The following is a 22,182-nucleotide window of genomic DNA, read 5'->3' as shown; positions in this document are numbered from 1 at the left end:
GGCGAATCTCCAAAGGGCCATTGGACGTGACCGACAAGACCGACCGATCCTTCCGCCGCCCCGCCTCTTCGCACCCTCAGGGCGGAGGCGGGCGGCAAGACGGGGCCGCCGCCAGCCGGGACGGGCAGGGCCATTCGAACGCCTTTTCCGCCCCCCAGTCTAGTGCGGCGGCCTTAACGCGCCGTTCGTTCCTGGCGGGGAGCGCCGCGCTCGTCGGGGCGGCGAGCCTGCGCCCCGTGCCCGCCCGGGCCGCCTCGCGCCGCGTGCCCTTTGGCGCGGCGGTGCAGGTGGACCAGTTCGAGGCCGACGCTTCCTATCGTGCCCTGATCGAGCGCGAATGCGATCTCCTGATGCCGTCCAACGAGCTGAAATTCGGCCTTCTGCGCCCGACGCGGCCGGAATTCTGGTTCGACCCGGCCGACCGGATGGTGAACTGGGCGCGCGAGCGCGGGATGACGTCGCGCGGCCATGCCTTCGTCTGGTGGTCCACCAACCCGCCCTGGCTGGAGGCGATCCGCGACCCGGCCGACGCGGAACGGGTGCTGGTGGATCATATCGAGACGGTGGCCGCGCATTATCGCGGCCGGCTCGGAAGCTGGGACGTGGTGAACGAGGTGATCGCCCACGACCCGCGCGAGCGCGGCGGCCCGATGCGCGACACGTTCTGGCAAAGGCGGCTGGGGAGCCGGCATGTTCCTCTCGCCTTCCGCGCGGCCATGCGGGCCGATCCGAACGCGCTTCTTGTCATCAACGAATACGATCTCGAATTCGAGGGACCGCGCTACGACGCGCGCCGCGCCGAGATTCTCAAGCTCGTGCGCTCGCTGCAGGACGAGGGGCTGCGGGTCGATATGGTCGGGCTGCAGGCCCATCTCTACAGCCATATCCGCGTCGACCGCGAGGCGCTCGCCCGCTTCGGGCAGGACCTGAAGGCGCTCGGCGTCGGTCTTCTGGCCAGCGAACTCGACGTGATCGACTTTCAGGTGCGCGGCGACGAGGCGGCGATCGACGAGGCGGCCGAGGTGGTGGTGAGCGACTTCCTCGACGGGCTGTTTTCCGGCCAGCGCCCCCATGCGGTCATCACCTGGGGGATCAGCGACCGCTACACCTGGGTTCCGGACGCCATGCCCCGCACCGACGGCCGGCCGAACCGGCCCTTGCCCTTCGATGCCGATCTGCGGCCCAAGGCCTGGTACGCGACGCTGCGCAACAAGCTGTTGACGGCGTGAATTCGGGTGAGGGGCGTGTGCCCTCGCGTCCCATTAATGCTTTGTTTGCCCTATTGCGTGAATGTTGGCTTAACAAGTTTCGAAGCGAGCGGGCCATTTCCGGATGTTTCATTCCGACAGCGTCGCGGAGCGCGTTCACGGCTCCGAATCGAACTTCCGCCAGAAGCCGGAGGAAGAGATGTCCCTGTTCGATCCCGCGACGCTCGCGCGCGGCATCTGGAGCCGGCGCGGGCTCGTCGTCCTCACCACGCTTCTCGGCCTCGGGCTCGCGGCGGCCTATGCCTATTCCACCCCCAAGCTCTACACGGGCGTCGCCCAGCTCGTTCTCGACCCGCGCGATCTGAACATCGTCCAGAACGACGTCACCTCCGCGCCGGGCGGCATGTCCACCGACGCGACGCTGGCGCTGGTGGAAAGCCAGATCGCGGTGATGACCTCCCATTCGGTTCTGGAGCGCGTCGTGTCCAAGGCCGGGCTGACGGCGGACCCGGAGTTCAACGGCACGCGCACCAGCCTTCTCAGCGGTCTCACCAGCGTCCTCAGCGCGCTGTTCACCTCCGACGACGCGGCGATGGTGCGCGATCGCCAGTTGCTGACGATCTCCCGGTTCGCCGATCACGTCAAAGCCGCGCGCGCGCCCAACAGCTTCGTCATCAACGTGGCGGTGACCTCCGAGGACCCGGAAAAGGCCGCGCAGCTCGCCAACCTCCTGACGGAAACCTTCATCGCCGAGCAGGGCCGCGCCCAGTCCGAACTGGCGCGCCGGGCCACCACGGCCCTCTCGTCGCGCCTTGCCGAACTGCGCCAGCGCGTCGTCAGCGCCGAGGACGCGGTGGAAGCCTACAAGGCCGAGAACAGGCTCGTCGGCGTCGGCGGCCGTTTGATCGACGACGACTACATCACCCGCGTCAACAGCCAGCTCGCCGACGTGCGCTCCCAGATCACGACGCTCGACGTGCGCGCCCAGTCGCTGCGCCGGGCGAGCGTCAACGACGTGGTGGAAGGCTCCTCGCCCGAAAGCCTCGGCTCCGAGACGCTTCAGCGCCTGCGTCAGGCCTATACGGACGCCGCCCAGAGCGCGGCGGTTCTGTCGACGCGCCTCGGACCCCGCCATCCCCAGCGCATCGCCGCCGAGGAAGCGGTGGCGACCGCCCGCCGCGCGATCCAGAACGAGCTCGGCCGCATCGTGGCCTCGGCCCAGACCGAACTCGCCCGCGCCCGCTCGACCGAAGCCGACCTGTCGAACCAGATCGACGCCCTGCGCTCGCGCCAGATCGAGACCAGCAATTCCTTCGTGCGCCTGCGCGAGCTGGAGCGCGAGGTCGATGCCTCGCGCGCCGTGTACGAGGCCTATCTCCTGCGCACGCGCCAGACCAGCGAGCAGGAAAGCCTGAACACATCCAACGTGCGCGTGATCTCCGACGCCACCGTGCCGCTTCAGCCCTCCAGCCTGTCGCGCAAGGTCGTGGCCGCGGTCGGCGGCATCGCGGGGCTCGGCATCGGCCTGTTCCTCGCCGCGCTCGGCACCATGCTGGCGATCCTGCGCGGCGGCGCTTCGACGCGCGGCGAGCCGGGCGACGGCGCACGCTCCTTCGGGAGCGAGGAGCCGAACGCGCCGCTGGCGCCCGCCGGGATGCGCGCGGCCTATGGGCGCGAGGCGGACGAGATCGGCGCGCCGAGCGGCGCGCGGGCCGAAGCCTGGCCGCTGCGCGGCTCCGCCGGCGAGCCGGTCGAGCGTCTGGCCATGCCGGTTGCGGCCGCAGCTCCCGTCGATCGTTCGGCCGACCTGCCGACCGAACCATTGCCGAGCGAGGAGCTCGTCACGGCCCCCTCGCTTCACGAGAGCGAATACGACCGCGAGGCGGAGGAAACGGCGGAGTTCGACGAGAACGACGGCGATCTCGACCGCCGCCGCGCCGAGCTACGGGACCGCATCCGCGCCATCGGCCTTCGTCGCTCCGGCGCGCGCAGCGTGCGCGAGATCGGGCCGATCGAGAACGGCGAGGAGGCGGCGAGCACGCCCGCGCCCGCGGACGCCGCCGGTTCGCCGGACCTCCCGCGCGCTTCGGCCGACGAGATGCGCGAGCGCATCAGCCTGACGCTCGCCGCCGCGCGCCAGCGCCGCAGCCTTCTGACCCAGCCCTCCTCCTGACACTCTTTCGACGTCGTTTCGCCCCGAGTTTCAACTTGCCGTTAAGAACTCGCGGTCGCTCTCTTCCCTCGCGTGTTGTGCGTGCTAGCTTTCCCTTGGGAAAGAAGCCGCCGGAAAGGCGGCGCGTCAGAGCGTGATCGCGGGATCGGACCTTTTCCGTTCGGTCGGTCCCGCTCAAGGGGGGAGACAGTCGAATGGCATCTTTGGCGACATGGGTCGGCTCGCTCGCATTGGGCGTTTCGCTGTTGAGTGGCACGGCCTCGGCCGCGGATCTGGCAATCGCGCTCGGCTCGATCGGCCGGGACGTGGACGAGATGCGCGGTCAGCTCGACGCCTTCCAGAAGGCGACCGGCCACACGGTGCGCATCGTCACCATGCCCGCCTCGACCACCGACCAGTTCGGCCAGTACCGGCTCTGGCTTTCGGCCGGCAACAAGGATGTCGACGTCTACCGCACGGACGTCATCTGGGCGCCGCAGCTCGCCGCCAATCTCGTCGATCTGACCGACGCGATGAAGGACGTGGTCGGCCAGCACCTGCCCGCCGTGATCCAGTCGCAGACCGTAGACGGCAAGCTCGTCGCCATGCCGCTCTTCGGCGATGCGCCGGCGCTCTACTACCGCAAGGATCTTCTCGAGAAATACGGCCGCGAGATTCCCGAGACCTGGAAGGAGCTGACCGAAACCGCCAAGCTGATCCAGGACGGCGAGCGGCAGGCCGGCAATGCGCAGCTCAACGGCTTCGTGTTCCAGGGCGCGGCCTATGAGGGCCTGACCTGCGACGCGCTGGAATGGGTCGCCTCCAATGGCGGCGGGCAGATCGTCTCGCCGGAAGGCGAGATCACCATCAACAACCCGAAGGCCGCCGAAGCGCTCGACCTCGCCAAGTCCTGGGTCGGCACGATCGCGCCGCAGGGCGTGCTCGGCTACATGGAAGAGGAATCGCGCGGCGTCTGGCAGACCGGCAATGCCGTGTTCATGCGCAACTGGCCCTATGCCTATCCGCTCAGCCAGTCCGACGATTCGCCGGTCAAGGGCAAGTTCGACGCCGTGCCGCTTCCGGCCGGCGACAGCGGCAAGTCGGCCGCCTGCCTCGGCGGCTGGAACCTCGCCATCTCGCAGTTTTCCGAGAACAAGGACGCCGCGATCGAGCTGGTGAAGTTCCTGACCTCGGCCGAGTCGCAGAAGTCTCGCGCGCTCGGCACCGCCCGCCTGCCGACCATCCCCGCGCTCTACGACGACCCGGAGATCAAGGAGAAGCAGCCGCTCGTCGCCAAGTGGAAGGAGGTGTTCGAGAACGCGACGCCGCGCCCCTCGGCTCCGACCAAGGCGAAATACAACGAGGTCTCGCAGCAGTTCTGGACGGCGGCCAACAAGACGCTCGCGGGACAGGGGACAGCCGCCGCCAATCTCGAGGATCTGGAGCGCCAGCTTCGCCGCCTGAAGCGCAACGCCTGGTAAGCCGCGCCGAAGCCCTCCCGGCGCCTCGTCCCGATCCCCGGTTGCGGATCGGGCCGATGGCCTGACCCGTCCGATCCCCTCGGCGGCGGAGCGTGTCCTGTCTCAGCTCCGCCGCGCCCGCTCCCCTTTTTTCGCGAGGCGCTTTCCGCGATGACCGACGCACCCATAGGCGCACCTCCGACCGAGAAGGCCTTCGAGGCCGATGCGCGGCCGGCGCGGCTCTCGGCCCTGTCCGCGCAGCGCCGCCGCGCGGCCTGGATCTTCCTCCTGCCGATGCTCCTGGTTCTGGCGCTGGTCGCCGCCTGGCCGCTCCTTCAGACGATCCGCTTCTCGCTGACCGACGCCAAGCTCAGCGACCTCGCCGGCGCCAAGTTCATCGGCTTCGGCAACTACTACGAATGGGTCGATTACGGCGGCGGCGAGGGCGAGGCCTTCGGCATCCTGGTCGATCCGGTCTGGTGGCAGGCGGTTTGGAACACGGTTCGCTACACGCTGATCTCGGTGTCGATCGAGACGGTGCTCGGCCTCGTCTTCGCGCTCGTTCTCAACGCCAATTTCCCTGGCCGTGCCTTCGTGCGCGCCGCCGTCCTCATCCCCTGGGCGATCCCGACCATCGTCTCGGCCAAGATGTGGGCCTGGATGATGAACGACCAGTTCGGCATCCTCAACGACATGCTGGTGCATCTCGGACTGATCTCCTCGCCCATCGCCTGGACGGCCTCGCCCGACACGGCGATGATCGCCGTCATCATCGTGGACGTCTGGAAGACCACGCCCTTCATGGCGCTCCTGATCCTCGCCGGCCTCCAGATGGTGCCGGGCGACGTCTACGAGGCCGCCAAGATCGACGGCGTGAACCCGGTGAAGGTCTTCTTCAAGGTGACGCTGCCCCTGATCCGCCCGGCGATCCTCGTCGCGGTGATCTTCCGCGCGCTCGACGCGCTGCGCGTCTTCGACCTCATCTACGTGCTGACGCCCAACAACACGCAGACCAAGACGATGAGCGTCTATGCGCAGGAGAACCTCTTCCAGTTCGACAATTTCGCGCAAGGGTCGGCCGCCTCGACACTCCTGTTCCTGGTGATCGCGATGATCACGCTGCTCTACATCAAGACCGCCCGCCTCAATCTGGAAGGAAACCGGACATGAGCGCCCATTCCCTCAAGCGCCTGGGCGGGCGCGTCGGCTTCTACGCGCTGGTCGTCGCCATCGTCCTGTTCTCGGTCTTTCCCTTCTACTACGCGATCCTGACCAGCCTGAAGACCGGCACCGATCTCTTCCGCATCGACTACCTGCCGCGCGCCGTCACCTTCGCCAATTACGAGGGCGTCCTGTCGACCGGCACGTTCCTGCGCAACATCCTGAACTCGCTGATCGTCGCGGTCTCGGTGGTGGTGATCTCGCTGTTCCTGGCGGTGACGGCGGCCTATGCCCTGTCGCGCGTGCCGTTCAAGGGACGGGGCCTCCTGCTCATGACCATTCTCGGCGTGTCGATGTTTCCGCAGATCGCGGTTCTCGCCGGCCTGTTCGAGATGATCCGCGCCATGGGCCTCTACAACACGCTCTTCGCGCTGATCTTCGCCTATATGATCTTCACGCTGCCCTTCACGGTCTGGGTGCTCACCACCTTCATGCGCGACCTGCCGGTCGAGATCGAGGAGGCGGCGATCGTGGACGGGGCCTCGCCCTTCACCATCATCCGCCGCGTCTTCCTGCCGCTCATGTGGCCGGCGCTGGTGACGACCGGGCTTCTGGCCTTCATCGCGGCCTGGAACGAGTTCCTCTTCGCGCTCACCTTCGTCGCCAACAACGACACGCGCACCGTGCCCGTCGCCATCGCGCTTCTCTCGGGCGCCTCCGAGCAGGAAACGCCCTGGGGCACGATCATGGCGGCGTCCGTCGTCGTCACCGTGCCGTTGATCGTTCTCGTCCTCATCTTCCAGCGCAAGATCATCTCCGGCCTCACCGCCGGCGGGGTGAAGGGATGAACCCAATGGTCCCGCTTCGTCGCTTTCAGAAGGAATCCATCCCATGGCCGGTTTGAAGCTCACCAAGGTCAAGAAGCGCTACGGGGCGGTGGAGGTGCTGCACGGCATCGATCTCGACATCCGGCCGGGCGAGTTCGTGGTCTTCGTCGGCCCCTCCGGCTGCGGCAAGTCCACGCTTCTGCGTGTCATCGCAGGGCTGGAGGACATCTCGTCCGGCACGCTGGAAATCGACGGGCGCGTCGTCAACGAGGCGAGCCCGAAGGACCGGGGCATCGCCATGGTGTTCCAGTCCTACGCGCTCTATCCGCACATGACCGTCTACGACAACATGGCCTTCGGCCTGTCGTTGGAAAAGGGCGCGTCCAAGGGCGAGATTGACCGGCGCGTGCGCGAGGCCGCCAAGATCCTGCAGATCGAGCCCTATCTCGACCGGCTGCCCAAAGCCCTGTCGGGCGGCCAGCGCCAGCGCGTCGCGATCGGGCGGGCCATCACGCGCGACCCGAAGGTCTTCCTGTTCGACGAGCCGCTCTCCAATCTCGACGCGGCCCTGCGCGTCCAGACCCGCATCGAGATCGCCCGCCTGCACGAGCGCATGCATGGCACGACCATGATCTACGTCACGCACGACCAGGTCGAGGCGATGACGCTGGCGGACCGGATCGTGGTTCTGAACAAGGGCAATGTGGAGCAGGTCGGCGCGCCGCTGGAGCTGTATTCCGACCCCGACAATCTCTTCGTCGCGCAGTTCATCGGCTCGCCGGCCATGAACGTCCTGCCGGCGACGCTCGACACGACGGGCGATGCCGTGCGCGCGAGGATCGGCAGCGGCCAGGCCGTCGCCCTGCCGATCAGCGCCGGCCTCGGCCTTCAGGGCGCCAAGGGGCATCTCGGCGTGCGGCCCGAGGACCTGCGCCTCACCGAAGAGGCCGACGCGCTTCTCGCCGGCACGGTGACGCTGGTGGAGCCGCTCGGGGAGGTCACGCTGGTTTATGTCGATGTCGGCACGAGTGAGCCGATCGTCGCCAAGCTGCCGGGGGCCGTGCATCTGGAGCGCGGCGCATCGATCCGCCTCGCGGCCGATGCCGAGAAGATCCGCCTCTTCGGCGAGGACGGGCGCGCGATCCGCGCCGATCGCCGCCGCGTGGCCGCCTGACGGCGCGACAGGGAGAGGGAAGGGCGGCGCTCAGTTCGCCGCCGGCCCCGATCCCTGGTCCTGCAATCCGTCCTCGGCGGGCGGAGGGGGCAGACGCGGCAGCGCCTCGCCCTCGATCATTGGCCGGGCGAGCGCGCCGAGCGGGGTGAATTCCGGCACGATCCGGCGCAGCACGTCCACCGCGCGCAAGGCGTCGCCCTCGCGCACGGCGTCTTCGGCCTCGGCGAAGCGCTGGCGCAGGAGGTCGAGGTCGGACACGCGCGAGCGCGCGATCAGCAGGCCGGCGCGGCCGGTCTTCTCGCGCGTTTCGCCCTCGCCGAACAGCTCCTCGTAGAGCTTCTCGCCCTTGCGCAGGCCCGTCACCTCGATCGGAATGTCGATATGGGGGCGCAGGCCCGCGAGCTGGATCAGCCGTTCGGCCAACTCGGCGATGCGGATCGGCTCGCCCATGTCGAGAACGAAGATCTGCCCTTCCGCTGCGCCCGCGCCGAGCCCGTGGCCGGCGGCATGGAGAATGAGGCGCGAGGCTTCGGGGATCGTCATGAAGAAGCGTGTGATGTCGGGATGGGTCACGGTGAGCGGCCCGCCGCGCGCCAGCTGCGCTTGGAACAGCGGAATCACCGAGCCCGCCGAGCCCATGACATTGCCAAAGCGCACGGTCATGAAGCGCGTCGGCGAGCCCGCGAGGTCGAGCGCCTGGCAATAGGCCTCCGCCGCGCGCTTGGTCGCGCCCATGACATTGGTCGGGTTCACCGCCTTGTCGGTGGAGACCATGACGAAGGCTTCCGCGCCGCACTTGAGCGCGGCGTCGGCGACGTTGCGCGAGCCCAGGAGATTGGTCTCGATGCCCTCGATCGGATTGTCCTCGACGATCGGCACATGTTTCAGCGCGGCGGCGTGGAAGATCACGTCCGGCCGCCATTCGGCGAAAAGCCGCGCGACGCGCCCCGCCTGCCGCACGTCCACGATGCGCTCCACCACCTCGACGGTCGGATGGTTCACCTCCATCCGCTTGCCGATCGAGTAGAGATTGAACTCGTTGGCATCGACGAGGATCATGCGCCCCGGCTCGAAGGCGGCGATCTGGTTGACGAGCTCCGAGCCGATCGAGCCGCCCGCGCCCGTCACGGCGATGCAGCGCCCGCGAATGAGGCGCGCGACCTCGGCCGTGTCGAGTTCCACCTCGTTGCGGCCGAGAAGGTCTTCCAGCGAGACGGGCAGCGCCTCGATCGGCTTGTCGGCGTCGACGCCGCCGGCGCGCGAGATGTCGGGCAGGCGCTTCACCGCGATCTGGAAGGGCGCGGCGGCTTCCACGACGCGTGACAGGTCGGCCGGCGAGATCGTGGTCTGGGTGACGATGAGCTGGGTGATCGGCGTCGCGCCATGCTCGGCCTGCTGCACGACATCGGGCAGGTCGCTGAGCGAGCCGAGAACCCGAAGCCCGTGAATCTGGCGGCGGCGGTTCTTGGAAAGCGGGTCGAGAAGGCCGACGATATGCGGGCTCGCATGGGAGCGGCGGGCGTTGCGGATGAAGAGATCCGCATTGTCCGTGAAACCATAGAGAAGGATGTGCTGCGGGCGGGCCTGCGAGACGCCGGTCTCGAAGAAGCGCTCCGACAGACCGCGCTCCTTGTAGAGCCGATAGGCGAGGCGCGGGCCGCCGAGGCCGACGATCATGATGAACCAGGTCATGATGAAGGCCGAGCGCGGAAAGTAGTCGCCCCGGAACAGGATGAAATTGGCGATCAGGAACACGACGTTGATCGCCGTCGCCGCCTTCACGATCGACACGACGTCGAGGAGCGAAGCGTAGCGCCAGGCGCCGCTGTTCAGCGAGAAGAGCGGGAACATGGCGGCCGAGAGCGCCGTGAAGCCGCCGATCATCGCCCAGATCTGCCAGGAATGGGTGAGGGCGTAGGTGTCGAAGGCCAGCGCCAGCGACAGGGTGATGGCGAGCGCCGCGACGAGGACGTCATGCACGATGCCGAACGAGCGGAGCGAGCCGCGCGGAAGCTTGAGGCGGGACGAACGCGACATGACAGCCAATCCTTCTTCGAAACGGGGCCGAGGGCTCCGTTTCGCCGGTGCGCGGAAGCGCCTTCGCCTCTGGGGCAAAAGGCGATCCGCCGCCGCGCCTGCGCGGGCGGTCGGATAGTTCCGACGCTGCTCTAGCCGATCCCGGCGCAAAGGGGAAATCGGGCGGCGGCATGGCGCCGTCGCCCGCGCCGATCTCCGAGGGCCGGCCTAGAAGACGCTGGCGCCCCGGTCGGCCGAGCCCACGGCGCGGCGGAACACGGCGAAGAGTTCGCGCCCGAGGCCGAATTCGTTGGCCGACAGATCGGCCTCCGCCACCGGCCGCGCGCCAAGCTCGTCGGCGTCCACGAGGATTTCGAGGCGGCCCGTTTCGCCGTCGAGACGGATCATGTCGCCGTCGCGGATCTTGCCGATCACCCCGCCTTCCGCCGCTTCGGGCGTGACGTGGATGGCGGCCGGGATCTTGCCCGAAGCGCCGGACATGCGCCCGTCCGTGACGAGGGCGACCTTCTGCCCGCGATCCTGAAGCACGCCGAGCGAGGGCGTGAGCTTGTGAAGCTCGGGCATCCCGTTCGACTTCGGCCCCTGGAAGCGCACGACGGCGATGAAGTCGCCCGTCAGCTCGCCCGCCTTGAAGGCGCGCTGGAGGTCGTCCTGATCGTGGAACACGCGGGCCGGCGCTTCCACGACGCGGCGCTCGGGCTTCACGGCGGAGACCTTGATGACGGCCTTGCCCATGTTGCCGTCGAGCATCTTCAAGCCGCCATTGGTGGCGAAGGGCTGTTCGGGCGTCGTCAGGACCTTGGGGTCGTGGCTGAGCGCGGGCGCGGGAACGCGGATCACCGAATGGCCGTCCTCGCCGAGGCGCGCTTCGACGCGGTAGCCGTCGAGCCCGGTGCCCCAGGCGGTGCGCACGTCGTCGTGCAGGAGCCCGTGCTTCAGGAGTTCCTGGATCAGGAAGCCCATGCCGCCCGCCGCCTGGAAATGGTTCACGTCCGCCGAGCCGTTCGGGTAGACGCGGGCGAGAAGCGGCGTGAGGTCGGAGAGTTCCGAAATGTCGGCCCAGCTGAGCTGGATGCCGGCCGCCGCCGCGATCGCCACGAGATGCATCGTGTGGTTGGTGGAGCCGCCCGTCGCATGAAGGCCGATGACGCCGTTCACCACCGCCCGCTCGTCCACCACGAGGCCGGCCGGCGTGTATTCGTTGCCGAGCGCGGTGATCGACAGGGCGCGGCGGGTCGCCTCGCGGGTCAGGGCGTCGCGCAGCGGCGTGCCCGGATTGACGAAGGAGGAGCCCGGCATGTGCAGGCCCATGATCTCCATCAGCATCTGGTTGGAATTGGCCGTGCCGTAGAAGGTGCAGGTGCCCGGGCCGTGATAGCTCTTGGACTCGGCGTCGAGCAGGGCGTCGCGGCCGACCTTGCCCTCGGCATAGAGCTGGCGGATGCGCGTCTTCTCGTCGTTGGGAAGGCCCGTCGTCATCGGCCCCGCCGGCACGAAGACCGCCGGCAGATGGCCGAAGGTCAGGGCGGCGATGGCGAGGCCCGGCACGATCTTGTCGCAGACGCCGAGATAGACGGCCGCGTCGTACATGTCGTGGCTGAGGCCGACGGCCGCGGCCATGGCGATGACGTCGCGCGAGAAGAGCGACAGTTCCATGCCGGTCTGGCCCTGCGTGACGCCGTCGCACATGGCCGGAACGCCGCCCGCCACCTGCGCCGTCGCGCCCATCTCGCGCGCCGTCTGGCGGATCAGCTCGGGGTAGGTCTCGTAGGGCTGATGGGCCGAGAGCATGTCGTTGTAGGAGGTGATGATGCCGAGATTGAGCGTCTCGTCGCCGGTCAGCCGCGCCTTGTCGGTCGGCCCGCAGGCCGCGAAGCCATGGGCGAGATTGCCGCAATGAAGGCGCGTGCGGCGCGGACCGGCCGCGCCCTTGGCCGCGATGCGGGCGAGATAGGGCTCGCGCGTCGGCGCGGACCGCTCGCGGATGCGAGCCGTGATCTCCTCGATGCGGGCAATGGCGGCCATGACGTCACCTCGTTGGCTTCTGTCCGGCGGAGCCGTGCCGCCGGACCGGTCGATCGGGCCCGGCGCGCGAGGCGCGCCAAGCGGAAGGCAGGGGTCTTCAGGGCGCCCAGAAGACCTGGAGCGGTTCCTCGCGCGGGGCGCCGAGCACGGCGCGCACCGGCATCTCCTCGGCGGGGCCACCGGCCAGCGCCTGTTCCAGAACCGCGCGCTTGTCCTCGCCCTCGATATGAAGCGCCAGGAAGCGCGCATCGGCAAGCCGGGGCAGGGTCAGCGTCACGCGCGGCTCGCCGGCGCCGGGCGCCCGCATGGCGAGCACCGCATTGGGGCAGCCCATGTCGATCGCCTCGGCGAGCTTGTCGCCGCCGGGAAAGAAGGAGGCCGTGTGGCCGTCCGTGCCCATGCCGAGGATCACCGCGTCGAAGGGGCGCGGCAGGCCGCCGAAATGCTTCGAGAGGTCCGGCACCGCTTCCAGCGCGTCCAGCCCCTCGATGTAGAAGGGCTCCAGATGCGCCGCCGCCGCGCGGCCGCGAAGCAGGTTCTCGCGAACGAGACGGGCGTTGGAGCGATCCGAGCTTTCGGGCACCCAGCGCTCGTCCACCAGGAGAACCGTGACGCGGCTCCAGTCGATATCGGCCTCCGACAGGTGGCGGAACAGGAGCTTGGGCGTCGAGCCGCCGGACACGGCGAGAACCGCCGAGCCTTGCGTCGCGATGCCGCCGCCCAGAACCGCCGCGACGCCGGCGGCGAGCGCTTCGGCGAGCGCTTCGCGGGTTTCGTAGTCGTGGCGCTTGAGCTTCATGGCCGCCCTCAATCCGGCTCGTGCCAGGTGCGCCCGTCGCGCTCGATCAGGGCGATCGAGGAGGACGGACCCCAGGTGCCGGACGTGTAGCCCTGCGGCTTCATGCTCCGGCCTTCCCAGGCCTTCAGGATCGGATCGACCCATTCCCACGCGGCCTCGACCTCGTCGCGCCGCATGAACAGGGTCTGGTTGCCCCGGATCACGTCCATGAGCAGGCGCTCGTAGGCGTCCGGATTGCGGACATGGAAGCTCTCGGCGAAGGTCATGTCCAGCGGAACGTGGCGCAGGCGCATGCCGCCGGGGCCCGGGTCCTTGATCATCAGCCACTGCTTCACGCCCTCGTCGGGCTGAAGGCGCATGACGAGCTGGTTCTGCTGGACGTGGCCGGCCGAGCCCTCGAAGATCGAATGCGGGATCGGGCGGAAGGTGACGACGATCTCGCTCATGCGCTCCGACAGGCGCTTGCCCGTGCGGATGTAGAAGGGCACGCCAGCCCAGCGCCAGTTGTTGATCTCGGCCTTGATGGCGACGAAGGTCTCGATGTCGCTCGACGGCTCGCCGAGGTCTTCCAGATAGCCCTTCACCGCGCCGCCGTTGGAGGCGCCCGCGCGGTACTGGCCGCGCACGGTGACATGCTCGACATTGCTGTCGTCGATGCGCTTCAGCGAGCGCAGGATCTTCAGCTTCTCGTCGCGCAGCGCGTCGGCGTCCATCGCGGAGGGCGGCTCCAGCGCCACGAGGCAGACGAGCTGCAGAATGTGGTTCTGCACCATGTCGCGCATGGCGCCGGCGGTGTTGTAGTAGCCCGCGCGCCCTTCGAGGCCGACGCTCTCGGCCACCGTGATCTGCACATGGTCCACGAAGGCCGAGTTCCAGAGCGGCTCGTAGAGCATGTTGGCAAAGCGCAGAGCCATGAGGTTCTGCACGGTTTCCTTGCCGAGATAATGGTCGATGCGGAAGACCTGGTCTTCGCGGAAATGCTCGCCGATCAGCGCGTTGAGGCGCTTGGCGGATTCGAGGTCGCGGCCGACCGGCTTCTCCACCACGAGGCGGGTGCGCTCGTTGGCCAGACCCAGCGTGTTGATGCGCGAGGCGATGTCGGAGAACAGGGCGGGGCTGACCGCCATGTAGAAGGCGCGGATGCGGTCGTCGCCCGCTTCGTCCAGGAGCGACTTCAGCTCGGCCCAGCCGCCGTCGCCGCGTGCGTCCACCTGCCGGTAGTGGAGGCGGGCGAGAAAGCGCTCGACCGAGGTCGGGGTGAGGTCGCCGGCCGGAACGAAGGAGTCCAGCGCCTTCTGCGCGAAGGCGCGATAGTCCTCGTCCGACAGGGCGGTGCGCGAGGCGCCGATGATGCGGGCGCCCGCCGGAATCTGTCCGTCGAGGTCGCGATGGTAGAGGGCCGGCAAGAGCTTGCGCTCGGCAAGGTCGCCGTTTCCGCCGAAGACGATGTAATCGAAGATCTCTACGGGGATGATCTGGCTGGACACGAGGTCGACATCTCCTGCTCGGTGCCCCGTCGCTCGCGGCCCGGGGACAGGCTATAATCTAATCGATTAAATTTGGAAAGCCGAGGCTGGCCCCACCGTTGGGGGGCAGGGCATGGCGGCCGGCTTACCCGTTTCGTGCGTTGGCGAGGGCCTGGGCGATGGCCTTCACCAGTTCCTGGGCATCGAACGGCTTCTTGACCGCGCCGATGCCGGCGGCGTCCTCGGGCAGTTCGATCCGTTCGCCATAGCCGGTCACGAAGACGAAGGGAATGCGCAAGCGCTTCAGGTCGGGCACGAGGGAGAAGCTGGTCTCGCTGCCGAGGTTCACGTCCAGAAGCGCGAAGTCGAGCGGCTGGCTCTCCAGGATCTTGCGCGCGTCGGTGACGCTCGCGGCCAGATGGACTTCGCCCGCGCCATGGTCCTGCAGGAGCTGCTCGGCGTCGAGCGAGATGATCATGTTGTCTTCGAGGATCAGGGTCCGCAGGCCCTTCAGCGCTTCCGGACCGGTCGGGATCGGCATGGGGTCGGCCTCCTTGGACAGGATGGGCGTTTCGGCGACGACGGCGGCGGGCACGAGATGGAACACCTGCGGCGGCAGGCGGAAATGGCCGCGAAGGCCGCCGAGGCGGAAGTCCAGCACGGCTTCGCCGCCGAGATCGTGGGGGATCGAGCGTTCGATGATCGTGGACCCGAAGCCGCGGCGCGAGGGGGCCAGGACGGGCGGGCCGCCGCTTTCGATCCAGTCGATCTGGCAGCTTCCGTCCTCGTCGATCCGCCAGACGACGCGCACGCTGCCGGAGGAGTCCGACAAGGCGCCGTATTTGGCCGAGTTCGTCACCATTTCGTGGAAGACGAGGGCGAGCGTGGAGAAGGCGGCGGCCTCGACGCAGACGAGCGGGCCTTCCAGATGCACCCGGTCCTGCTTGGAGCCGATATAGGCGAGCACCTCGGTGCGCACGATGTCCTGAAGCGAGGTGGAGGAGAACTGCTCGCTGGTGATCTGATCGTGCGCGCGGGCCAGCGCCTGGATGCGCCCGCCGATGATGCGCGCGAAACCGTCGACATCCTGCGCGCTCGGCTTGGACTGCGCCACGAGCGCCCGAATGAGGCTGAGGATGTTGCGCACCCGGTGGTTCAGTTCGGCGATCAGGAGTTCCTGGCGCTGGGCGGCGAGCTGCTGCTGGCGCTCGCTTTCCTCGTTGAAGCGCAGGAGCACTTCCAGGATGGAGACGCGCAGCGATTCACCGGCCTTCAGCTCGCTGTCGGTCCAGGGCAGCGACTTGCCGAGCACGGTCTCCTTCCAGGCCTCGAAGCTCTTGCGCGGGGTGAGGCGCGCGCCGTTCGGCCCGATCATCCGCTCCTTGGTCTTCGGATCGCCCGCCCAGGTGACGGTCTGCACGATCTCGCGACGGAAGAAGAGGATGTAGTCGCGCGGCGAGCGCGAGATCGGAATGGCGAGGACGCCGGCCACGCGGTCGGCATAGTCGAGCGCCGGGGCGTGATGGGCGGACAGCTCGTCGGTCGCGTAGACGCGGCTGGACCCGGCCCGGTTCAGGAAGCGGGCAAGCGACTGGAGCTCCTCGCGCGACAGGCCGACGCCATGCGTGCGCTCGCGCCCCTTGGCCCAGACCGCGAACCCGTCGCAGGCGATGATCTCGCGCAGTTCCTCGGCGAAATCGGCCACCGCCTCGACGGAGGGCGAGGCCGCCACGAGCTTGGAAACGAAGCGGTCGTGCAGCTCGCGCGTCGCCTCGTCGACGCGCTTGGCTTCCTTGTACAGCCGGCCCTCGATGATCAGCGAGACCATCTGCCCGAACAGTTCGGTGGCGCTGCGGATTTCCATGGTCAGGTGGCGCGGCGCGTAGTGATGCAGCGCGAAGAGACCCCAGAGCTTGCCGTCGATCACGATCGAGATCGACATGGAGGCCGACACGCCCATGTTCGAGAGATACTCGATATGGATCGGCGACACGCTGCGCAGAACGGACAGCGACAGGTCGAGCGGGCGCCCGTGCGGGTCGAGTTCGGGCAAGACCGGGACGGGCGAGGCGCCGACATCGGCAATGATGCGGATCTGGTTCTGGACGTAGAGGCGGCGGGCCTGGGCGGGAATGTCGGCCGCCGGATAGTTGAGGCCGAGGAACGAGCCGAGCCCGGCGCGCACCGATTCCGCCACGACCGCGCCCGCGCCCGTCGAGGCGAAGCGGTAAAGCATCACCCGGTCGAAGCCGGTGATGCCGCGCAGCTGGCGCACGCATTCGCGGTACAGCCCGTCGAGCCCGTCCGTGCGCTGGACGCGCGCGATCATGCTCTTGATGAGAGCGCCCGGATTGATACCGGCGGAGCGGGCGGCCGGCTCCACTTCCACCACGAGCGTCGAGGCGATGACGTGGATCGCGACGTCGAAGAGCCGTCCGTCGCCGAACAGATCGAAGCCGAACAGGCGTTCGACACCTTCGCTGGAGGACAGAATCTGTAGCCGGCCACGAATGGCGTGAATGGACGCTTCCGGAAACAGGGCAAGCAGCGGCTCGCCGAGAAGCGCGTCGGGCTGGTGCGGCGTGAAGTCGGCGATGTTGGCGGACACCCGCTCGATCAGCCAGTCCATCGACGCGGCGACCAGAAAGCCGAAATCCTGGATACGGCCGAGATACTGGATGGGCTCGCGATCGCAGTTCGTCAGGTCGACATCGTGGTCTCTCGAAGGGAAAGCGCTGTTCAAGAGATCGTCATCCTGATCCGTGCGCCCTCGGCCAGGGCGCGAAAGGTGCGAAACGTCCGGTTCGCCGAGGCCACCGCGCGATCCATCTCGGCCTGCGACCAGTCGGTCTCGTTCGCCAGTCCGATCAGGCGGCGAAACGGCGCGGGATCGCTCGACGCCTGAAGGTAGCGAACCGGGAGGCCGGACGCGGGGTTGCGGCGCAAGGCCTTGAGAAGAAAGGCGGCTCCCAGACGCGAGCCTTCCAATACATAGGCCGCGCCGAGGGCGTCGGGAAGGGTCGGCCGCGGCCCGGCGGGAACGGCGGGCGGGCGAAGGCGCGGCAGCCTCAGGGCGCGGCAATCGGCGCGCAGGGCGGCGAGACGGCCGTCATCCGTCCAGGGAAGGGGGCTGCGCGACAGAAGCGGCTCCACCGCCTCGTGGCCGGCGCGGTTGGTCAGGAGGAAGCGGGCGTAGAGCGCCTCCCGGCCGGGCGCCAGCATCTCGGCGAAACCGTCGTCCAGCGCCTCGTGCTCGGCGCGCGTCTCGGCCCGCAGCCTGTCGCGCAGCCGGGCGATGTGCGCCGGCTCGCTCTCGCCGCGAGAATGGGAGGCAATGCTGGACAAGAACGGCCCTCGAGTGACGGGCGGCGTCGATCCGCCCCAAGTCCGCTTACTTGGAACAGGTGGACTCATCGCGCAAGACGCATCGGCCGCGTCAGAATCGATCGCGCAGCGCGTACCAGGTCATGGCGAGGAACAGGAGCGGCGCGCGGAACGTCGAGCCGCCCGGAAAGGCGGGGATGCGCAGCGCTTCCAGATCGGCGAGGCGATCCCGGTTGCCCATGACCCGTTCGGCATAGAGCCGGCCGGTGTAATGCGACAGGAGAACCCCGTGGCCGGAAAAGCCGCCGATCACGGTCAGGCCCGGCCGGGGGCTCGCGACATAGGGCATTCGCGGCAGCGTCACGCCCACCGACCCACCCCAGGCATGGGTGAAGCCGACGGCGCTGAGATGAGGCCAGATCGAGGCGACCTGCCGGCGGATCTGGCCGGTAATGTCGCCTTGCGCCGAGGAATAGGCCTCGCGGCCGCCGAACAGGAGCCGGTTGTCCGGCGTCTTGCGGAAGTAGCGCACCACGAAGCGGGAATCGTCGGCCGCCTCCCCGCCGGGCAGGACACGCTCCGGCTCGGCCAGCGGCTCGGTCGCGGCGATGAAGGAGCGGATCGGCATGACATGGGCCGCGTTCGCCCGGTCCAGCCGTTCGCCATGGGCGTTCACGGCCATGAGGGCCCGCTCGGCGCGCACCGTGCCGAAGGGCGTCTCGGCCTCGATCCGCCCGCCCCGATGCGTCAGGCGCGTGACGGGCGTGTTCTCGAACAGGCGCGCCCCGGCGCGCGCCGCCGCGCGGCCCGTGCCCACCAGAAGCTTCATCGGATGAAGATGGCCCGTGCCCACGTCGAGAACGCCGGCGTGATAATGCGGCGAACCGAGGCGCGCTTGCGTTTCCTCGCGCCCGAGAAAGCGCGCATGGGGATAGTCGTAGCGCTCGGCCAGAATTTCCGCATGGCGGCGGTAGCTCTCGATATAGCGCCGCTTGTGGACGAGCGAGAGCTGGCCGGGCCGGTAGTCGGCGTCGATCGAATGCGCCTCCATCATCTCGTGCAGATGCGCCTTGGCATCCTCGGCCATGTCGAACAGGGCGCGCGAGCGCTCGAAGCCGATTTCGCCCTCGAGGTCTTCCGGCCATTGGCGCTGGCCGGTTCCGAACTGCCCGCCATTGCGGCCCGACGCGCCGTCGCCGAGCCGCGCCGCTTCCAGAAGCGCGACGTCGACGCCGCGCGCGGCCAGATGCAGCGCCGCCGAAAGACCCGTGAAGCCGCCGCCGACGACGAGCGTGTCGACGTCGAGGGAGCCGTCGAGGGTGGGATAGCGCGGCCGCTCGCCGACCGAATCCTCGTACCAGGAGCGGCCGGGCGAGATGGGGGACTGGTAGGGCGCGGCCATGGTGGTGCCGCTCACACGTTCAGAAGAAGGAATTCGCGTTCCCAGGGGCTGATGACCTGCATGAAGGTTTCGTGCTCGCCGCGCTTGATCCCGGCATAGGTGGCGACGAATTCGCGGCTGAACACCTCGTGGAACGCATCTTCCGCCTCGAAGGCGGCCACCGCCTCCAGAAGGCCGCGCGGCAGCGAGATGACGCCGTCCTCGTTCACCGTGCGGTCGGTCGGCTGGTCGGGCTGCACGGCGTTGACGAGGCCGAGCCAGCCGCAGGCGAGCGAGGCGGCGAGCGCCAGATAGGGATTGGTGTCGGAGGAGGGAAGCCGGTTCTCGACGCGCCGCGAGGAGGCGTCCGAGGTCGGCACCCGGAAGGCCGTGGTGCGGTTGTCGTAGCCCCAGGCATTGTTGGTGGGGGCCGACATGCCGTGCGTCAGTCGCCGGTAGGAGTTCACATAGGGCGCCATCATGACGAGCGCCGCCGGCACGTAGCGCTGCATGCCGCCGAGGAAGTGGAAGAAGAGCGGGGAGGGGCTTCCGTCCTTTTCCGAGAAGACGTTCTGCCCGGTCTTGCGGTCCACCACCGACTGGTGGATGTGCAGCGCCGAGCCCGGCTGGCCCTGGATGGGCTTGGCCATGAAGGTGGCGTAGATGTCGTGCTTGAGCGCCGCCTCGCGGATCGTGCGCTTGAACATGAAGACCTGATCGGCGAGCTCGATCGGGTCGCCGTGCCGCAGGTTGATCTCGAGCTGCGCCGCGCCGTCCTCGTGGATCAGCGTGTCGATCTCCAGCCCTTGCGCGTCGGAGAAATGGTAGATGTCGTCGATCAGCTCGTCGAACTCGTTGACGCCGCCGATCGAATAGGCCTGACCGCCGGAAATCTGCCGGCCCGATCGCCCGATCGGCGGGGTCAGCGGATAGTCCGGATCGACATTCTTGGACACGAGATAGAACTCGATCTCGGGCGCGACGATCGGCGTCCAGCCGCGCTCGTGGTAGAGCGCGACGACGCGCTTCAGCACATTGCGCGGCGTATAGGCGACGGCCTCGCCCGCCGTGTCCACGAGATCGCAGATGACCTGCGCGGTCGGATCGCTCTCCCAGGGCACGGCCGAAAGGGTCGAGAGATCGGGCACGAGCTTCAGGTCGCCGTCATTGGGCGAATAGCGGAACTCGCCGGTCTCGTCCGGATACTCGCCCGAGATCGTGTGCATGAACAATGCCGAGGGCAGGGCGAGCGAGGTGTTGCCGGTGAATTTCTTGGCCGGCATCATCTTGCCGCGCGCGACCCCTGCGAGGTCGGGCGTGATGCACTCGACATCCTCGATGCCGCGCGCCCGCAGCCACTCGCCGGCCTCGGCCATGGAGGGCACGCCCCGGCGCGAATCCAGGAAGTTCGGGCGCTCCGGCAGCGCCTCGCGGCGCGTCAGCCCGATGCGGCTGGCCGGGCCGGCGGGCTCGGCCGTGCGCCGCTTGGGTTTGTCGCGCTTGATCTTCGACGGGGACGTCGCTTCGGGTTTGGGGGGCCGTGTGCGATCTGCCATGCGAGCCTGCGCTGGATTTCGGGTCGCTCGACCATACCCGGCCCGGATGCGGGCGCAAGGCGCTGACGCTCTCTGAAGCGGAATGGGAAAGAGGCTGGAAATCGTAAGGGGGATGGGGCAAACGGCGGCGGAGCGTAGGAAATCGGCGCTGGAGGGCCGCGCCGTCATGGAAATGACATCGCGACCGCTATCTCAAGCCGGAGCCGCCGACGGGGCGGGCATGGAGGCCGCGAAGGCGGTGGATGGCATGACCGAAACGAGCCAGCAGAAGCTGAAGACCGCAGGTCTGGAAGACACGATGAGCCGCCAGGGCCTCGCCGCGCGCGTGGTGCAGAAGCTCGTGGACGGCGCCGAAAGCCTGAACCTCAAGCATTCGGCCGTCGGCAACCCCGCCGTCTACCCGACCGACGACTTTCCCTGGGCGCGCGAGGTGGAAAGCGAGTGGCGCCTGATTCGCGCCGAACTCGACAAGATCCTGGTGCGCAAGGGCGAACTGCCGGCCTTTCACGAGATTTCCTCGGAAGTGCGCTCCATCTCCTCCGACCAGAACTGGAAGACCTTCTTCCTGTGCGGCTACGGCATCAAGTCCGAGGAGGCCATCGCCCAGTGCCCCGAGACCTGGCGCATCCTCCAGAAGATCCCGGGCCTCAAGTCGGCCATGTTCTCGATCTTCGAGCCGGGCAAGCATCTGCCGCCCCATCGCGGCCCCTATAACGGGGTCCTGCGCTTCCATCTCGGTCTCGTCGTGCCGCCCGAGCCCGACAAGATCGGCATTCGTGTCGCCGACCGGACCTGCCATTGGGAAGAAGGCAAGGCGCTGATCTTCGACGACGCCTATGAGCACGAGGCCTGGAACCATTCCGACAAGGTGCGGGTGGTGCTGTTCGTGGATTTCGAGAAGCCGCTGCGCTTTCCCGCCAACGTCACCAACAAGGCGGTTCTGAACCTCGCCGTGTTCACGCCCTTCATCCGCGAGGGCTACAAGGCGCACAAGGCCTGGGAGAAGATGTTCTACGGCGAAGGGCGCAAGCACCGATGAGCGAGCCGACCGCGGCCGGCTGGCGCCCGATGGAGGCGGGCGACATTCCCGCCCTCATGGCGCTGTCGGCCACGGTCCATCCGACCTTCTTCGAGGGCGAGGCGATGTTTCTCGACCGGCTCGCCCTGTTTCCCGAGGGCTCGCTGGTTCTGCCGCTCGGTGACGGCTCGCTCGCCGCCTATGCGCTCGGATACCCCGTGCGCCGCTTCGCCCCGCCGCCGCTCGACACGGTGCTCGGGCAACTCCCCCCGGAGGCCGACGCCCTCTATATCCACGATGTCGCCGTGGACCCGCGCTGGCGCGGACGGAAGCTCGCCGAGCCGGCCGTCGCGCGGTTGCTGGCGCTGGCCGAGCCCTACGGCGCGGCGGTTCTGGTGTCGGTCTATGGCACGCCGCCCTTCTGGAGCCGCTTCGGCTTTCGCGCCGTGGACGATCCGGCGCTCCGCTCCAAGCTCGCGAGCTATGGCGAGGACGCCGTCTTCATGCTGCGCGAAACCGCTCCGGCACGCTAGCGACGACGCGCCGCGATCGGTCCCGGCTGCCGAAAATCCTGCGGGGCCAGGGGATGGATCG

16 protein-coding genes are annotated in these 22,182 nt (G+C 68.3%); 8 read left to right on the top strand and 8 right to left on the bottom strand.

The features are described 5' to 3' along the window. Nucleotides 1-26: 26 nt before the first annotated feature. The 6 genes from B146_RS0120385 to B146_RS0120360 all read left to right on the top strand — a co-directional run bounded on the left by B146_RS0120385 (nt 27) and on the right by B146_RS0120360 (nt 7,982). Nucleotides 27-1,229 carry an endo-1,4-beta-xylanase gene (locus B146_RS0120385; RefSeq protein ID WP_155897618.1) on the top strand — a complete coding sequence of 401 codons (1,203 nt, stop codon included), beginning with the start codon at nt 27-29 and terminating at the stop codon, nt 1,227-1,229. A 103-nt stretch (nt 1,230-1,332) separates the two neighbouring features. Continuing rightward, nucleotides 1,333-3,381, top strand: coding sequence for a GumC family protein (locus tag B146_RS27985; RefSeq protein ID WP_051091608.1), 2,049 nt, complete (start codon nt 1,333-1,335; stop codon nt 3,379-3,381). 194 nt (nt 3,382-3,575) lie between these two features. After that, nucleotides 3,576-4,841 (top strand): ABC transporter substrate-binding protein, encoded by a 1,266-nt coding sequence (locus B146_RS0120375; RefSeq protein WP_040408830.1) that lies wholly within the window; start codon nt 3,576-3,578, stop codon nt 4,839-4,841. A gap of 150 nt (nt 4,842-4,991) precedes the next feature. Then, nucleotides 4,992-5,990, top strand: a complete 999-nt coding sequence (locus B146_RS0120370) for a carbohydrate ABC transporter permease (protein WP_019998332.1) — start codon at nt 4,992-4,994, stop codon at nt 5,988-5,990. Further along, nucleotides 5,987-6,829: a carbohydrate ABC transporter permease gene (locus tag B146_RS0120365; RefSeq protein WP_019998331.1), complete on the top strand. Its 843-nt coding sequence runs from the start codon at nt 5,987-5,989 to the stop codon at nt 6,827-6,829. Before B146_RS0120370 ends, B146_RS0120365 begins: the two co-directional genes overlap by 4 nt. Nucleotides 6,830-6,872: 43 nt before the next feature. Further along, nucleotides 6,873-7,982, top strand: coding sequence for an ABC transporter ATP-binding protein (locus B146_RS0120360; RefSeq protein WP_019998330.1), 1,110 nt, complete (start codon nt 6,873-6,875; stop codon nt 7,980-7,982). A gap of 30 nt (nt 7,983-8,012) precedes the next feature. On the opposite strand, the gene B146_RS0120355 is transcribed toward B146_RS0120360, so the two are convergent. The 8 genes from B146_RS0120355 to B146_RS0120320 all read right to left on the bottom strand — a co-directional run bounded on the left by B146_RS0120355 (nt 8,013) and on the right by B146_RS0120320 (nt 20,570). Next, nucleotides 8,013-10,019, bottom strand: a complete 2,007-nt coding sequence (locus B146_RS0120355) for a polysaccharide biosynthesis protein (RefSeq protein WP_019998329.1) — start codon at nt 10,017-10,019, stop codon at nt 8,013-8,015. Nucleotides 10,020-10,226: 207 nt separating this feature from the next. Next, nucleotides 10,227-12,044, bottom strand: a complete 1,818-nt coding sequence (gene edd / locus B146_RS0120350; protein WP_026358801.1) for a phosphogluconate dehydratase — start codon at nt 12,042-12,044, stop codon at nt 10,227-10,229. A gap of 97 nt (nt 12,045-12,141) precedes the next feature. Further along, nucleotides 12,142-12,843, bottom strand: coding sequence for a 6-phosphogluconolactonase (pgl, locus tag B146_RS0120345; RefSeq protein WP_019998328.1), 702 nt, complete (start codon nt 12,841-12,843; stop codon nt 12,142-12,144). Between the two features lie 8 nt (nt 12,844-12,851). After that, nucleotides 12,852-14,330, bottom strand: a complete 1,479-nt coding sequence (gene zwf / locus B146_RS0120340) for a glucose-6-phosphate dehydrogenase (protein ID WP_019998327.1) — start codon at nt 14,328-14,330, stop codon at nt 12,852-12,854. A gap of 124 nt (nt 14,331-14,454) precedes the next feature. Continuing rightward, entirely contained in the window at nt 14,455-17,052 is a 2,598-nt protein-coding gene (locus B146_RS0120335) for an HWE histidine kinase domain-containing protein (protein ID WP_019998326.1), read from the bottom strand. Continuing rightward, nucleotides 17,049-17,654 carry a biliverdin-producing heme oxygenase gene (locus tag B146_RS27980; RefSeq protein WP_019998325.1) on the bottom strand — a complete coding sequence of 202 codons (606 nt, stop codon included), beginning with the start codon at nt 17,652-17,654 and terminating at the stop codon, nt 17,049-17,051. Before B146_RS27980 ends, B146_RS0120335 begins: the two co-directional genes overlap by 4 nt. 91 nt (nt 17,655-17,745) lie before the next feature. Beyond that, nucleotides 17,746-19,035 carry an NAD(P)/FAD-dependent oxidoreductase gene (locus B146_RS0120325; protein WP_040408833.1) on the bottom strand — a complete coding sequence of 430 codons (1,290 nt, stop codon included), beginning with the start codon at nt 19,033-19,035 and terminating at the stop codon, nt 17,746-17,748. 11 nt (nt 19,036-19,046) lie between these two features. After that, complete coding sequence (locus B146_RS0120320; RefSeq protein WP_019998323.1) at nt 19,047-20,570, bottom strand: glutamine synthetase family protein; 1,524 nt, start codon at nt 20,568-20,570, stop codon at nt 19,047-19,049. Nucleotides 20,571-20,817: 247 nt separating this feature from the next. Here B146_RS0120320 and B146_RS26810 point away from each other — a divergent pair, with 247 nt between their 5' ends. Then, complete coding sequence (locus B146_RS26810; protein WP_244498210.1) at nt 20,818-21,609, top strand: aspartyl/asparaginyl beta-hydroxylase domain-containing protein; 792 nt, start codon at nt 20,818-20,820, stop codon at nt 21,607-21,609. Continuing rightward, nucleotides 21,606-22,121 (top strand): GNAT family N-acetyltransferase, encoded by a 516-nt coding sequence (locus B146_RS0120310; protein ID WP_019998321.1) that lies wholly within the window; start codon nt 21,606-21,608, stop codon nt 22,119-22,121. Before B146_RS26810 ends, B146_RS0120310 begins: the two co-directional genes overlap by 4 nt. The last annotated feature ends 61 nt before the right edge of the window (nt 22,122-22,182 follow it).

Source organism: Aureimonas ureilytica DSM 18598 = NBRC 106430 (assembly GCF_000382705.1).
In the GTDB taxonomy this organism is placed as follows: domain Bacteria; phylum Pseudomonadota; class Alphaproteobacteria; order Rhizobiales; family Rhizobiaceae; genus Aureimonas; species Aureimonas ureilytica.
Note: the sequence above shows the minus strand (reverse complement) of the source record. Positions and strands in the feature narration are given on the sequence as shown.